Source organism: Ferrigenium straubiae (assembly GCF_051257895.1).
GTDB lineage: Bacteria > Pseudomonadota > Gammaproteobacteria > Burkholderiales > Gallionellaceae > Gallionella > Gallionella straubiae.
Window position 1 is genome coordinate 2,157,218 of sequence record NZ_CP194331.1, and the last position, 15,075, is coordinate 2,172,292.

Consider the following 15,075-nt stretch of genomic DNA (forward strand, 5'->3'; position numbering starts at 1 on the left):
GAAGGAGTATCGAATGAGCCAGGCCAAAAAAGTTGCCTTGATTACCGGCGTGACCGGCCAGGACGGCGCATACCTTGCCGAACTGTTGCTCGACAAAGGCTATGAGGTGCACGGAATGAAGCGCCGCAGCTCCATGTTCAACACCGCTCGCATCGATCACCTGTTTCACGACATGCATGAGAAAGGCCTGCCGTTCTTCCTGCATCACGGCGACATGACCGATTCTTCCAGCCTGGCGCATATCATCCAGAAGGTGCAGCCGGACGAGATATACAACCTTGCGGCACAAAGCCACGTGGCGGTGTCGTTCGAAGAGCCGGAATACACGGCCAACTCCGATGCGCTGGGCGCCTTGCGCATCCTGGAAGCGATCCGCATCCTCGGCATGGAAAAGAAAACCCGCTTCTATCAGGCATCCACTTCTGAGCTGTATGGCTTGGTGCAGGAAACACCGCAGAAGGAGACGACGCCGTTCTATCCGCGCAGCCCCTATGCGGTGGCCAAGCTCTATGCCTACTGGATCACCGTCAATTACCGCGAAGCCTATGGCATGTATGCCTGCAACGGCATCCTGTTCAACCACGAGTCGCCGATACGCGGCGAGACCTTCGTCACGCGCAAGATCACGCGCGCGCTGGCGCGCATCAAGCTAGGCCTTCAGGAATGCCTCTATCTCGGCAACCTGAATGCGCTGCGCGACTGGGGGCACGCCAGGGACTATGTCGAGATGCAATGGCTGATGCTGCAACAGGAACAGCCGGAAGATTTCGTCATCGCCAGCGGCGTGCAATACAGCGTGCGCGATTTCGTGAATGCGGCGGCCAGGGAACTCGGCATGGACATTACCTGGCGCGGCAAGGGGGTGGAAGAGAAGGGCTTCGACGACGCCGGAAAATGCATCGTTGCCGTTGATCCGCGCTACTTCCGGCCTACAGAAGTGGAGACGCTGCTGGGCGATGCCAGCAAAGCGAAGAACAAGCTCGGCTGGACGCCAAAGATTACATTTGATGAGCTGGTGAGCGAAATGGTGCGCGAAGACCTCAAGGGGGCGGAGCGCGACGAACTGGTGAAGAGACATGGCTACAATGCCGTGGGACATCACGAATAACCTGCCTGCCTTTCCCCTCATGGAACAAGATAGCAAGATTTACATCGCGGGCCATCGTGGCCTGGCCGGCTCCGCCTTGATGCGGCAACTGCAAGCCAGGGGCTACCATAAACTCATTACGCGTACACACACCGAGCTTGACTTGACCGACCAGGCCGCGGTGCGCGACTTTTTTTCTGCGGAAAAACCGGAATATGTCCTGCTGGCTGCAGCAAAAGTGGGCGGCATCCTTGCCAATAATACCTACCCTGCAGAATTCATCCGGCAGAACCTGGCGATCCAGACCAATGTCATCCATGAGGCCTGGTGCAGCAAGGTCAAACGCCTGTTGTTTCTGGGTTCGTCCTGCATCTATCCGAGAGACTGCCCGCAGCCCATCAGGGAAGAATATCTGCTTACCGGTCCGCTCGAGCCGACCAACCGGCCTTATGCGGTGGCCAAGATAGCCGGTATTGAAATGTGCTGGTCATATAATCGCCAATACGGCACGAAGTACCTTGCCGTTATGCCAACCAATTTGTATGGGCCGGGCGACAATTACGACCTGGAAAACTCACATGTACTGCCTGCATTGATCCGCAAGATTCACGAAGCCAAACAGCGCGGCGACAAGGAAGTGGTCGTTTGGGGTACCGGCGCGCCACGGCGGGAGTTCCTTTACAGCGATGACATGGCAGATGCCTGTTTGTACCTCATGAATTTGCCTGAAAGGCAGGCAGCTGGTTTATTTGCCCAAGATCGGCCGCCACTCGTGAATATCGGTTGCGGAGCGGACCTGACGATCCGGGAACTGGCTGAATTGGTCAAGAGGGTGGTCGGGTTCGATGGTGAGCTTGTGTTTGATACTGCAAAGCCGGATGGAGCTCCTCGCAAGCTGCTGGATGTTGGCCGCATGGCCGGATTGGGCTGGTCAGCAACGGTGCCGCTGGAAAAAGGCATAAAGCAGGCATACGCAGACTATTTGAAAAGCGCCCACTAGTCATTACCCTGTAATTTCCGCCAGCAACTCCACCATCATCTCCTCCGCCTGCCGCGCATACCCTCCGCCGAAAAGATTCGTATGGTTGAGGATGTGGTACAAGTTATACAACCCCCTGCGCACCGCATAGCCCGCATCCAGCGGATATGCGGCGCGATAGGCGGCGTAGAAATCGGCGGGGTAGCCGCCGAACAGCTCGGTCATCGCGAGATCGCATTCGCGGTCGCCGTAGTAGGGTGCTGAGTCGAAGACCACCGGCGTGCCGTCCGCGAGGAAGGCGTGATTGCCGCTCCACAGGTCGCCGTGCAGCAGTGCGGGCTGCGGGGTGTAGCCCGTGAAGAAGGCGGGCAGGGTATCGAGCAGCTTCTCGCCGAGCGTCTGCAGCCTGCCGCCGTGGCCGTTCCGCGCCACGAGGCGTAACTGGAAGCCGAGGCGTTGCTCGCGCCAGAACGTTATCCAATTATCTTCCCAGCCGTTCGGCTGCGGCGTCGTGCCGATGAAGTTGTCCTGCGCGAAGCCGAATCGTTCGTTCGTGCTGCGATGCAGCGCGGCGAGCTGTGCGCCGAGGAGGCGCGCATCGCCGCGCGGATTCAGTTCCAGGTATTCCAGCACGAGGAAGCTATGCGCGCCTGCCGTGCCGTGCGCAATTGGTTGCGGCACGCGGAGGGTTTGCGTCGCGGCGATGGCTTCGAGGCCGGCCGCCTCCGCGGCGAACATCGGTTGATGGCGCGCGTCGTTGAGCTTGACGAAGAACTGCCGCCCGTCCTGCCCGCAGATGAGAAAAGTCTGGTTGATGCAGCCGCCGCCGGTTGCCGCATGTGACATGAGCCGGAAGGGCTGCCGTGTCGCCGAGGCGATGGCGGCCGAGATGGCCGGCCAATCCGTCATCAGGGCTTGGGTGGTTCTTTCGGGGTGTCTTTGGCCGGTTCTTTCGGCGTTTCGGCCGCGGTCTCATGCTCGACGCGCGCCTCGCCACGCTTGCGCAACACGCGCACGCGCTCGCCGACCTTGAACTCGTCCGGCTTGCCGGGCTGCATCACGTAGGTGCTCTTGCCTTCCTCGCCGTCCAGCTTGACCCAGATTTCCAGGCCGGATTTGGTGGCGATGCCGGACTGGTTGCCGAGCGTGCTGCCGAGCACGCCGCCGAGGATGGTGCCGACTACTGCCCCGCGCCCGCCGCCGGTATTCGAGCCGCCGACCTGGCCGAACAGGCCGCCGAGGGAGGTGCCGCCGCCGGAGCTCGCGTCCAGTTCGATCGGCGTGACGCTTTCAACCACGCCGCGCTTGATGGTGGCGACATTGTTGGCGTCGCCATTGCTGCCGACGCCGCCCTGCCGGTCGCTGGCGCATCCGGCCAGCAGCAGGGCGATGAGGAGCGGAAGGATGCGCATGATTTACAGCGGCACGTCGAAGCCGAAGTGCTGCTTGAACTGCGCCCTCAGTTCGTCGCGGGTAGGCGCATGGTTCTGCCCGCCGCGGCTCGCGATCTTGATGGTGCCGAGCAGCGAGGCCAGGCGTCCGGTGGTTTCCCAGTCCCAGCCTTGCTGGATGCCGTGCAGCAGGCCGGCGCGGTACGCGTCGCCGCAGCCGGTAGGGTCGGTCAGCGCGGCTGCCTTGGCGCAGGGGATGGCGATCTCCTTGCCGCCGGCGTAGATGGTCGAGCCTTCGCCGCCGCGGGTCATGATGAAGGCGCGCGTCATTTTGGCGAGTTCCTCGATCTTCTTGCCGGTCTTGTCCTGCAGCAGTTGCGCCTCGTAGTCGTTCACCGTCACATAGTCGGCCTGCTCGATGAAGCGCAGCAGTTCATCCTTGCCGAACATCGGCATGCCCTGGCCCGGGTCGAATATCCACGGGATGCCCGCCTCGCGGAATTCGCGCGCGTGCTGCAGCATGCCCTCGCGACCGTCCGGCGAGACGATGCCGAGGCTGACGTTCTCCGCGTCGCCGACATGGTTGCGCTCGGAGAAACTCATCGCGCCGGGATGGAAGGCGGTGATCTGGTTGTCGTCCAGGTCGGTGGTGATGAACGCCTGGCCGGTGTAGCTGTCCCGCACATGGCGGATATGCGCCTGCGACAGGCCGAGCTTTTCCAGGCGCGCCGCATAGGGGTCGAAGTCGTCGCCCACCGTCGCCATGATCATCGGCTTGCCGCCGAGCAGCTTCAGGTTGTACGCGATGTTGCCCGCGCAGCCGCCGAACTCGCGGCGCATCTCCGGGACGAGAAAGGCGACGTTCAGGATGTGGATCTTCTCGGGCAGGATGTGTTTCTTGAATTGATCCTGGAACACCATGATGGTGTCGTAGGCCATCGAACCGCAAATCAGCGTGTGCATCGCAAAACCCTAAATAGATTGAGAGGCGCAAATTGTATCACTGGAGCGGCGGTTGTCTGCTGCGGCGAACGGTGCGATAAGGCATAATCCCGCCACAAAAAATTCAGGGGGAACACCATGCCGTTGCCGATATTCCGCACCAAGCCGATCAACACCGACGATGCCGTCTGCGACACCGGGCTGAAGCGCTGCCTGAGCGCCTTCGACCTCACTTTGCTCGGCGTCGGCGCGATCATCGGCACCGGCATCTTCGTGCTGACCGGTATCGCCGCGGCCAACCAGGCCGGCCCGGCGGTGGTGCTGTCCTTTATCATTTCCGGTTTCGCTTGCGCCTTCGCCGCGCTGGCCTACGCGGAGCTGGCTGCCGCCGTGGGCGGCTGCGGCAGCGCGTACGGCTACAGCTACGTCGCGTTCGGCGAGATCGTCGCGTGGGTGATCGGCTGGATATTGCTGCTGGAATACAGCGTGTCGGTGGCGGCGGTCGCCAACGGCTGGTCGGGCTATTTCAACAACGCGCTCTCCGCGATGGGCATGGGCCTGCCGGAGGCGCTCACCAAATCGCCGGCGCTCGGCGGCATCATCAACCTGCCCGCCGCTTCCATCATCCTGATCCTGATGGGGCTGCTCATCGTCGGCGTCAGGCAGAGCGCGCAGCTCAACACCGCGATGGTGTTCGTCAAGGTGTCGGCCATCGCCATCTTCGTCAGCATCGCCGCGTTCAACGTCGATCCGGCCAACTGGCAACCGTTCATGCCCTACGGCTGGTTCAACACCCTGCCGGACGGCAAGACCACCGGCGTGCTCGCGGGCGCGTCGCTGGTGTTCTTCGCCTATGTCGGCTTCGACGCCGTCTCGACCGCGGCAGAGGAGGCCAAGAACCCGCAGCGCGACCTGCCGGTCGGCATCATCGCCTCGCTCGCCTTCTGCACCGTGATCTACATCATCGTCTCCGGCTTGCTGACCGGCATCGTGCCCTACACCAGCCTCGGCGTATCCTCGCCGGTCGCGCATGCGCTGCAAATGCTTGGCTACAACTGGGCCTCGGCGCTGGTCGCCACAGGCGTCATCGCGGGGCTGACCACCGTGATGCTTGTGCTCTACTACGCGCTGACCCGTATCATCCTCTCGATGTCGCGCGACGGGCTGATGTCGCCATTCCTCTCCAAGGTCGACCCCGAAAGAAAGACGCCGGTGCGCGTGATCGTCATCACCGGCATCATCATGTCCGCCGCCGCGGGGCTATTCCCGCTCGGTGTGCTCGCGGAACTGGTCAACATCGGCACGCTGGCCGCCTTCGTGCTGGTCTGCCTCGGTGTCATCGTGCTGCGCGTGCGCCATCCGGACCTGCCGCGCCCGTTCAAGAATCCGTTCGGCCACCTGTTCCCGGTGCTCGGCATGGTCTCCTGCGCCGCGCTCATGGCCTTCCTTCCGGCACAGACCTGGCTGCGCTTCATCGTCTGGCTGACCCTCGGCGTGATCATCTATTTCACCTATTCCATCCGCCACAGCAGGCTGGCGCGCGACTAGAGCCGCTATTCGCGCGGGGATTTTTCCGCGCCTTCGAGGCGGACGATCATGTCCACGACGAACTGCCGGAAGGACTCGTTTTCCGCGAGCTGTTTGCAGAATTCTGCGTCGTCTTTCAGCAGCAAGTCGGCGATGCGCGTGAGCGCGGCGCCCAGCTCGGCGCGCATCGCGTCCGGTACGTTCTTCCTTGCCTCCTGATAGCGCGGGTCGGCGGCGACCCTGGGCGCCATGTCCTCGGCAATCTGGCGCGCGATGCGGTTGCTGTCGGCGAAGAGCGCGCCGAATGGTTTGCCCATGCGGAAATTGTCCGCTCCCTTCCCGGCGGCGCGCTCCCCTTTCACCCTGTACACCTTCAGCGGATAGGGGATGTCGCGGAGTTGCCCTTCCCCCAGGCTCCTGCAACCGAAATGCTTTGCCACCAGGCGATAGGTGTCCGCGCTCAGCGCGACTTCGCCGCTCTTCACCGCGAGGCGCAGGCGAATGGCGAGCCCCGATGTCAGGCCGATGGTGTCGGGAATGCCCGCGGCCGTGCCTGCGACGATCAGGCCGGTGTGGACGCCTGCGCGCACTTCGAGGGAGGGCGTCGCTTCGGCCGCGCACGCCAGCGCGGCCTGCACCGCCTGGCGCGCGGCGCTCTCGTCGGATACCGGATAGCCGAAATAGGCCAGCAAGCCGCCGCCGTGCGCCTGGACGATATGTCCGGAGAAGCGCTGGATGATGCCGGTGCAGCACTTCTGGGGCGTTTGCAGCAGGGATAGGGCCCTGCTTGGATTTCCGGTCCGGGGGGACAATTCGCAGTACAGGACCGTCACGTGATGCCGCTCCGCCGAGAGCGGCGGAACGGAGGAGACCGGCGGCTTTCCTTTTGCATAGGCCCGATCCGGCTGGAATTCGCCTTTGCGGATGCGATCGGCCAGGCTCCGGGTCTTTTCGCCGGGGAGTATTCCCAGTTCTTTTTTCAGCGCGCGGCAGCAGGCGTCATACTGGGCGATGGCCGCGCCGTTCTGTCCGTTCAGCGCAAAAAGGCGGATTGCCCGGCGGTGCGCCTCCTCATTCCAGGGTTCCAGTTCTACATAGCGCAACGTGAACGGCAGCGCCCTGGTATAGGCTTTCGCCTGTTCGTGACAATCCGAGAGGCGTCCCAGCAGCGTGATGGCATGGCGGCGCATGGATTCGCGCTGCATCTGCAGCCAGTCCTCGAAATCCGGGCAGTCCGGCAGGGGAAGCTCCGCCATGAATTCCCCGCGGTAAAGCCCGGCCATGTATTCCATTTTTGCGATGCAGGGATCGCAATACTGCGGGTAGGGCGTTTCCACGCAGGCGGGCACCGTGGCGGCAAATTCCACCGTGTCCATGCGATACGGGCTGTCCGGGTTGAAGCACAGCCACTCGCGATTGGCCAGCAGGAAAGGGCGTGTGCCGGTGTCGCCGCCCAACGACTGGCGCAAATGGAAAAAAGTGTGGCGCAAATTGAATCGGGCAGCCTCGGCCGGCAAGTCCGGCCAGAAAAGTTCGGCCAGTGCTTCACGGCGGTGCTTGTGGCCTGCCTTGATCGCCAGGTAGACCAGCAGCGCAGTCATTTTTCCGCCGCTCAGGCCTGGAAGAGGCCTGGTTCCATGTCTGGCCAGAAAGGCGCCAAAGGTGGAGAGAGATAAGGTTTTCGTCATCGCGTACCTGTACCAGTTCTTTCCGGGCCGTTGATCCTGAAGGTTACCGAGCACCAACGATACACCAACTGATGGCCTGGGGGAATGGTCTGAACCAACGTTAGCCCAACGATGCGCTTTTACTGTAGCAGTGGGTTGATACGGTTCAATTATGCAGTGGCCAAGGTAGAGCATGAATACCAGCAGTTGTTTTTTCGAGAGAGTACAAGATGTTTGTCGTGAGATTGGTCAGGCAGCCTCGCTGGAATCGCTATACGAAAACCTCGTTCATTTCATTGCAAGAGCCTGCGGGTCTCCTGCTTCGGCGCTCATGACCGTTGCAACATACGGCGCAGCCAGCAACTCCTTCCGGGTTGCCCAGGGCACGGGGCGATTCTCCGATACCGCAGGCCAGACCCTGCGCGATGAGCAAGTTCAGGAATTACTGCGCGACATCACTGGCCGGCGTTCGAGCCATTATGGCCGGAACGCAGTCGGGTTCTACCTCCCATGCATCGAGAACTTTGCCGTACTTGTTTATATCGAGCTGCAGCAAGAGCTCGATGCAGAAAAAAGAGGGTTGCTCTCTTTTATCAACGACAAGGCTGCGAGCACCATCCAGGTGCACGCTCTGACCAGACGGGCGGATCGAACCGGACGCGCCATGGTTGTCGCACTCGCCAATCTTGCTGAACACAAGGATCAAGATACCGGCGAACACGTTCTGCGCGTAGCCATCATGACCGATGAGATCGTTCAGGTGTTGAATGAGCTCGGGCACTACAAAAACCTGATCACCCGTGAATTCGGGCATTTCATCAGCACCGCCAGCATTCTTCACGATGTAGGCAAGGTCTCCATTCCGGAAAGCATCCTGCAGAAACCGGGGAAACTGGATCCGCAGGAGCGGAAAATCATCGAGGAGCACACCCTGAAGGGCAAACAGGCACTGGAAAAAGCCAGCCGCATCCTCGATGGCGGCGACTATCTGCTCAGGCTTTCCGGCGAGATCGCCCTTTGCCATCACGAGCACTACAACGGCCAGGGATATCCGTCCCGGATCGCCAGCGATGAAATACCGCTTTCCGCGCGCATCGTCGGGCTGGTTGACGTTTTCGACGCGCTCGCCTCGGCAAGGCCATACAAGAAAGCATGGCCCGAGAAAGAGGTCATCGACTATATCGTCAGCCAGTCCGGCCGGCAGTTCGACCCGTTGATCGTGGAGGCTTTTCTGAAAGTCATGGACTGCCGCCGGGAGGCATCCCTGATTCGATGGACGAGCACGATGTCGGTAAAAGAGCCGTGCATGGACGATGATCACCGCGTTTTGATCGCGCTCATCAATCAACTGGCCACGGCGGAAAAGATCGGAAACCGGCGCAACATCGAGTTCGTGCTGGACGAACTGGTCGATTACGCGATTGACCACTTCAGCCGCGAAGAGCGCTATCTGCAGGATGCGGGGTATCCGTTCGAAAACCTGGTTGCACACAAGCTGCAGCATGCCGCCTTCACCGAGACCATTCAGGATATCCGCTGGCAATACCAGCATGGGTTCTGCAGAAGAATCGACCGGGAGGTGCTGCTCTTTTTGCGCGACTGGCTGGGCAAGCACATCCTTGTCGAGGACATGAAATATGCCTCATCGCTGGGCAGCGCATAGACAGCAATATTTTCAGCAAAGGGAATCACCGTGAAAACCAATTTACCCGTCACCCAGACCGAGCGCCCCTTTCCCAAGGGGGAATACATCGTCTCAAAAACCGACCTCAAGGGCATAACGACCTACGCCAACGATACATTCGTCAAAATTTGCGGGTTTTCGACCGAGGAGCTGATCGGCAAGAACCACAATGTCGTCCGCCATCCCGACATGCCGCCGCAGGCGTTCGCCTGGCTGTGGAACACCCTTAGGGACGGGCGTCCGTGGCGGGGCGTGGTCAAGAACCGCTGCAAGAACGGCGATTATTACTGGGTCGATGCGCTGGTCGTGCCGGTGCGCAAGAACGACCAGACCATCGGCTACATGTCGGTGCGCACGGAGCCGACGCGGGAACAGATTGCCGTCGCCGAACCCTTGTATAAATCGCTCAAGGCGAGCGGCGCGAGCATTCCGGAGCCCTCGCGCCGGCAGCGCATCTCGCTGTACACCAAGCTTGCCGGCCTGGTTGCCGCGATGGTTCTCCTGCAAGGGATCGCGGGGCTGATTTGGCTGCTCGGCGATGCGCTGGGGCTGCCCAAGGACGTAGCCAACAGCCTGTTGCTGCTGTCCGGCATCGGCGTCGTGGCCGCTGCGGCCACGCTGGCACTCCTGCAGAACTCCATGCTGACCGCCATCGACCGTACCACTCGGCACCTCGACCAGATCAGCCAGGGCGACCTCACCGGCGAGATTCCCATCCATCGGCTGGATGAGCTCGGCAAGCTCAACGACGGGCTGATTGCCATGCAGACCCATCTCAAGGTGATGATGGCCGAGATCGCCGAGATGGCCGGCGCGGTCGGCGATAACGCGAAAAATTTCAGCTGCGAGATGGAGGGGGTTTACCGGCAGTCGGAGCAACAGTCCGATTCCGTGTCCAACATCGCCGGCACCATGGTGGAGATGAGTGCTTCGGTAAGGGAGGTCGCCGATTCCGCGCGGGCGACCGCGGATGCAGTCGGCGAATCGGGCGATGAATTGCGCAAGGTGACGGCGCAAATGCATCAAAGCCGCGCGGCATCCAATGCCGTGGTGACTACCGTGTCCGAGGCAAGCGGCACCATGCTCAACTTGTTCCAGTCCATCCACCAGATCGGCACCATCACCCGGGGCATCAAGGAGATCGCCGAACAAACTAATTTGCTGGCGCTCAATGCCGCCATCGAGGCTGCACGCGCCGGCGAGATGGGGCGGGGCTTCGCGGTCGTGGCGGACGAGGTGCGCAAGCTGGCGGAAAGGTCGCGCGTCCAGACCGAGGAAATCGGCCGCACCGTGACGGCCATCCAGAGCGCCACCCAGATTGCGGTCGGAAGCATGGACTCCGCCGGCGAGCAGGTGAAGAAAACCGATGCCGAAATGGACGTGACCGAGAGCGAATTGCTCAAGGCGGCGGAGCATGGCGGGCGCATCATCGGCATGGCGCAGCAGATTGCGAGCGCGTCCGCGCAACAGTCGCAGGCGAGCGAGGAAGTCAGCGCCAACATCAGCAGGATAGCCGCCGCCATCGAAGCCAACCTGGCCTCCGTCGCACAGACGCGCGAACGCGCCGGCGAGCTGGATGCGACCGCCATCAAGCTGCACGAGCTGATCCATTTTTTCCGCTATATCAGATCGTGACTGCAACGGGGTACTTCGTGCAACGCAAGAAAGGGAGAGCCTGATGGCGGCGGCGCATGCCTTGGCCTGGGGCGAACAGCTGGAGACGGGGCTGGATAGCGTGGACAGCCAGCACCGGCGGCTCATCGCGATCATCAATGCGCTGAGCAGCCTGCACGAGCAGGGGGCTGCGGCCGAGGAGCTTGCGGCCGTTCTCGCCGAGCTGCGCGACTACACGGTGTACCACTTCCAGCATGAAGCCGACCTGATGCAATCCCTGCCGGTCAACCCGGCCAACCGGGAGGCTCATCTCAAGGCGCACCAGGGATTCGTCGATCTCATCGTGCGTGCCGGAGAAATGATCGCGACCAACCCCAGGGATGTCACCGACCATTTGCTGGCCTTCCTGGTGAAATGGCTGGTGCACCACATCACCGGCGTGGACGCGCGCATGGCCAGGGAAATTTTTGCGCTGCGCTCCGGTGTCGCTGCCGCGCAAGCGGGGCTTGCGGAGAATCCGCTCCACGATGCGCTCGTCGACACGGTCAGCAACCTTTACGACAGCATCGGCGCGCGCACCTTCGAGATTCTCGAATTGAACCGCCAATTGCAGATTTACCACGACGCACAGCAGGAAGAAAACGCGCTGGCGCAGGACATCATCCTGCGGCTGATGAAGCGCGGCGGTTTATCCGGCTCGCAACTGCATTACTGGTTTGTCCCCACCGCCACTTTCAGCGGCGACATCATTGCCGCTATCCCTAGCCCCGGAGACCGTTTCTATGCATTGATGGCGGATGCCACGGGCCATGGCCTTGCCGCGGCCATCACAGTTCTGCCGGTGCTGTCGACGTTCCACGCCATGGCCGAGCACGGCCATCCCATCGGGGAAATTGTTGCCGAAATCAACCGGAATTTGCGCGCAACCTTGCCGGTTGACCGTTTTGTGGCGGCTGCCCTGCTGCACATCGACGAAGCGGCGGGCACGGCCGAAGTCTGGATCGGCGGCATGCCCGATCTGCTGCTGCTGAATCCGGAGGGGATGGTGGTGCGCAGGATGAGTTCGCAGCACCTGCCGCTGGGCATCGTCGATTCCGGTGACGGTATGGCCGCCACTGCCAGGATTGCCTGGCCAGCGGGCAGCCAGATCGCGATGTATTCCGACGGCCTGATCGAGGCCTCCAGCGAGGCGGGCGAGATGTTCGGCATCGAGCGGCTGTGCAAGGCGTTGCTGGCTGCCCCCGCGGATCGGCGCGTGGCCGCAGTGCAGGATGCGGTAACGGCGCATATCGGCCCGACCGCGCCGCACGACGACATATCGCTGATGCTGATCGATTGTAAAAATGCCTGATTCTTTACGGGTCATGCGCTTGGCCTGACCGTCCATTTCACTTGTTTAACCCACCACAGCAAGCTGGCGGTGCGCGAATAGAGAACTACTGCCTGCGCCTCAGCCACGTCTTTTCGATTTCCACCGCCGCAAACAGCACCACACCGAATAGCAGGATGCGCCACCACGCCATCGCATCGAGGGCGGAGGTGCCGAACAGTCGCTGGAGCAGCGGTGCGTAGGTGAACAGCGCCTGCAACGCGACGGCTACGGCGATCGAGATGAGCACTGGGCGCGATCCGGTAAAGGTGTTTGCGCCACAGGACGACGCAAGCAGGAAACGGCAGTTGAACAGGTAGAAGATTTCACCCATGACTATCGCGTTCACTGCCGCGGTGCGCGCGGTCTCGATACTCGCGCCGTGCCCCTGTTCCCAGAGGAAGAAGCCCAGCGCGCCGGCCACCATCAGGCATGACACCAGAAATACGCGCCACAGCAGGAACCGGCTGAGCAGCGGCTCCGCCGGATCGCGCGGCGGGCGGCGCATCACGCCCGCTTCCGGCGCCTCGAAAGCCAGCGCCAGCGACAGCGTGACGGCGGTGACCATGTTCACCCACAGGATTTGCACCGGCGTGATCGGCAGCGTCAGGCCGAGGAAGATCGCAGCGACGACGACCATCGCCTCGCCGCCGTTGGTCGGCAGGATGAACACGATGGCTTTTTTCAGGTTGTCGTAAACGGTGCGTCCTTCTTCCACCGCCGCATCGATCGAGGCGAAATTGTCGTCGGCCAGCACCATCCCGGCCGCCTCGCGCGCCGCCTCGGTGCCTTTTTTACCCATTGCCACGCCGACATCGGCTCGCTTCAGCGCGGGCGCATCGTTCACGCCGTCGCCGGTCATCGCCACCACTGCGCCGTTGGCCTGCAACGCCTGCACCAGGCTGAGTTTGTGCTCCGGGCTGGCGCGGGCAAAGATGTCTGCCCGGGTTGCCGCGACACGCAGGGCAGCCTCGTCCATTTGTTCGATTTCCGCGCCACTCAGCGCGCCTTCCGCCGCCAGGCCGAAGCGCGCGCCGATGGCGCACGCGGTATCGAGATGGTCACCCGTGATCATCTTTACCGAGATGCCGGCTTCGCGGCAGCGTGCCACGGCAAGCAAGGCCTCGTCGCGCGGCGGGTCGCCGATGCCGAACACGCCGAGCAGCGAAAAGCCGTGCCTTACATCGGCCATGCTGAGCTCGCGCTGCTCCTTGCCGGCGGGGCGCATCGCTATGGCGAGCAGGCGCAGTCCCTGCCGCGCCGCATCCTGCATCGCCTGCTGCCAGTCGATGAGGCGCAAAGGACGATCCTCGCCGTCCGCGCGCTCGAACTGGCATATTTCCAGCACGCTTTCCGGTGCGCCCTTGAGGATGATGAAGCCGTGCCCTTCGAGATCGTGGTGCAGCGTCGCCATGAAGCGATGCTGCGACTCGAACGGGATCAGGTCGGTGCGGCGCAGCGCCTCGCGTTCGAAGGAGATGTCGAGTCCGCTTTTGGCGGCTAGCGTGAGCAGCGCGCCTTCGGTAGGGTCGCCTTCAATGTGCCAGCCCGCACCGGTGGCAGGATACGCGTGCAGTTCCGCATCGTTGCACAGCAGCGCGGTGCGTCCCAGTTCGATCAGCTCGGGGAAATCGTCGACGAATACCTCGCGCCCGGCGATGGAAAAACCGCCATGCGGCGAATAGCCGCTGCCGCTGACCTCGAATACGCGGCCTGCGGTGAGGACGCGCTGTACGGTCATCTCGTTCCGGGTCAGCGTGCCGGTCTTGTCGGAGCAGATCACCGTCACCGAGCCGAGCGTTTCCACCGCAGGCAGACGGCGGATGATGGCGTTGCGTTTTGCCATGCGCTGCACGCCGATGGCCAGCGTGATGGTCATCACGGCGGGCAGTCCTTCCGGGATGGCGGCAACCGCCAGGCCGACAGCGGCAAGGAACATTTCCGGCCAGCCGTAGCCGCGCATCCACACGCCGAAGGCAAAGGTCAGTCCGGCCAGCAGCAGGATGGCCGCGGTCAGTTGCTGGCCGAAACGCGTCATCTGGCGCAGCAGCGGCGTTTCCAGGGCGGTTACTGCGGCGATCATGCCGCTGATGCGGCCAATCTCGGTCGCCGCACCGGTGGCGACCGCTACACCGCGCGCCTGCCCATAGACCACCAGCGTGCCGGAGTAAGCCATGCAGCTGCGGTCGCCGATTACGGCCTGCGCATCCACCGTCGCGGTGTTCTTTCCCACCGTCGCCGATTCGCCGGTCAGCGCGGCCTCCTCGACACGCAACTGGTGCGCTTCAATCAGGCGCAAATCGGCGGGCACCTTGTCGCCGGAGGCCAGCAGCACGATGTCGCCGGTCACCACCTGTTCCGCCGGAATCTCGCGCCGCTGCCCGTCGCGCAGCACCGTCGCGTTCGGTGACAGCATGTTGCGGATGGCGTCCAGCGCGCGTTCCGCCTTGCCTTCCTGGATGACCCCGATGATGGCGTTGATCAGCACCACGCCGGCGATTACGCCGCAGTCCACCCAGTGGCCGAGCAGTGCGGTGATCAGCGCGGAGACCAGCAGCACGTAGATCAGGACGTTGTTGAACTGGCGTGCGAAACGCACCAGCAGGCTGTCGCCCTTCGCGGCGGGCAGGCGGTTCGGGCCGTATTGCTGCAGGCGGCGCGCTGCTTCGTCTTTGGGTAATCCGGCATGATCCGCCGCTAGCGCGCGCAACACTTCCTGCACCGGCAGGCTGTGCCAATCGGAAGAGTGTTCGGGGTGTGAGGTGAGGCCAACAGCTTTATTCATTTTCACCCTCGAGAACGATGTGGTGAATAG

At 62.4% G+C, this 15,075-nt stretch carries 11 protein-coding genes; 6 read left to right on the forward strand and 5 right to left on the reverse strand.

The annotated features are described in order from the left end of the window. Window positions 1–13 precede the first annotated feature (13 nt). On the forward strand, window positions 14–1,108 hold the full coding sequence (gene gmd, locus ACRRNM_RS10460; protein ID WP_435628163.1) for a GDP-mannose 4,6-dehydratase: 1,095 nt from the start codon (window positions 14–16) through the stop codon (window positions 1,106–1,108). 19 nt (window positions 1,109–1,127) lie between these two features. Beyond that, on the forward strand, window positions 1,128–2,087 hold the full coding sequence (locus ACRRNM_RS10465; RefSeq protein WP_435628674.1) for a GDP-L-fucose synthase family protein: 960 nt from the start codon (window positions 1,128–1,130) through the stop codon (window positions 2,085–2,087). A gap of 3 nt (window positions 2,088–2,090) precedes the next feature. Here ACRRNM_RS10465 and ACRRNM_RS10470 read toward each other — a convergent pair whose 3' ends face one another. The 3 genes from ACRRNM_RS10470 to ACRRNM_RS10480 are packed head-to-tail and all read right to left on the reverse strand — an operon-like array spanning window position 2,091 to window position 4,420. Next, window positions 2,091–2,975, reverse strand: coding sequence for a fructosamine kinase family protein (locus tag ACRRNM_RS10470; RefSeq protein ID WP_435628164.1), 885 nt, complete (start codon window positions 2,973–2,975; stop codon window positions 2,091–2,093). Next, entirely contained in the window at window positions 2,975–3,478 is a 504-nt protein-coding gene (locus ACRRNM_RS10475; RefSeq protein ID WP_435628165.1) for a hypothetical protein, read from the reverse strand. The genes ACRRNM_RS10470 and ACRRNM_RS10475 overlap by 1 nt, the downstream gene beginning before the upstream one ends. Window positions 3,479–3,481: 3 nt before the next feature. After that, a complete protein-coding gene (locus ACRRNM_RS10480) occupies window positions 3,482–4,420 on the reverse strand; it encodes a carbohydrate kinase family protein (RefSeq protein WP_435628166.1) in 939 nt (312 codons plus the stop codon). Between the two features lie 117 nt (window positions 4,421–4,537). Between ACRRNM_RS10480 and ACRRNM_RS10485 the strand changes: the two genes are divergently transcribed. Further along, complete coding sequence (locus ACRRNM_RS10485) at window positions 4,538–5,947, forward strand: amino acid permease (RefSeq protein ID WP_435628167.1); 1,410 nt, start codon at window positions 4,538–4,540, stop codon at window positions 5,945–5,947. A 5-nt stretch (window positions 5,948–5,952) separates the two neighbouring features. Here the strand turns inward: ACRRNM_RS10485 and ACRRNM_RS10490 are convergent, their stop codons facing one another. After that, window positions 5,953–7,527, reverse strand: a complete 1,575-nt coding sequence (locus ACRRNM_RS10490; RefSeq protein WP_435628168.1) for a BTAD domain-containing putative transcriptional regulator — start codon at window positions 7,525–7,527, stop codon at window positions 5,953–5,955. A gap of 259 nt (window positions 7,528–7,786) precedes the next feature. Between ACRRNM_RS10490 and ACRRNM_RS10495 the strand changes: the two genes are divergently transcribed. The 3 genes from ACRRNM_RS10495 to ACRRNM_RS10505 are packed head-to-tail and all read left to right on the forward strand — an operon-like array spanning window position 7,787 to window position 12,242. After that, a complete protein-coding gene (locus tag ACRRNM_RS10495; RefSeq protein WP_435628169.1) occupies window positions 7,787–9,256 on the forward strand; it encodes a bacteriohemerythrin in 1,470 nt (489 codons plus the stop codon). A 30-nt stretch (window positions 9,257–9,286) separates the two neighbouring features. Beyond that, a complete protein-coding gene (locus ACRRNM_RS10500; RefSeq protein ID WP_435628170.1) occupies window positions 9,287–10,912 on the forward strand; it encodes a methyl-accepting chemotaxis protein in 1,626 nt (541 codons plus the stop codon). A gap of 43 nt (window positions 10,913–10,955) precedes the next feature. Next, window positions 10,956–12,242, forward strand: a complete 1,287-nt coding sequence (locus ACRRNM_RS10505; RefSeq protein WP_435628171.1) for a PP2C family protein-serine/threonine phosphatase — start codon at window positions 10,956–10,958, stop codon at window positions 12,240–12,242. An 85-nt stretch (window positions 12,243–12,327) separates the two neighbouring features. On the opposite strand, the gene ACRRNM_RS10510 is transcribed toward ACRRNM_RS10505, so the two are convergent. Continuing rightward, window positions 12,328–15,045, reverse strand: a complete 2,718-nt coding sequence (locus ACRRNM_RS10510) for a cation-transporting P-type ATPase (RefSeq protein WP_435628172.1) — start codon at window positions 15,043–15,045, stop codon at window positions 12,328–12,330. Window positions 15,046–15,075: the final 30 nt, after the last annotated feature.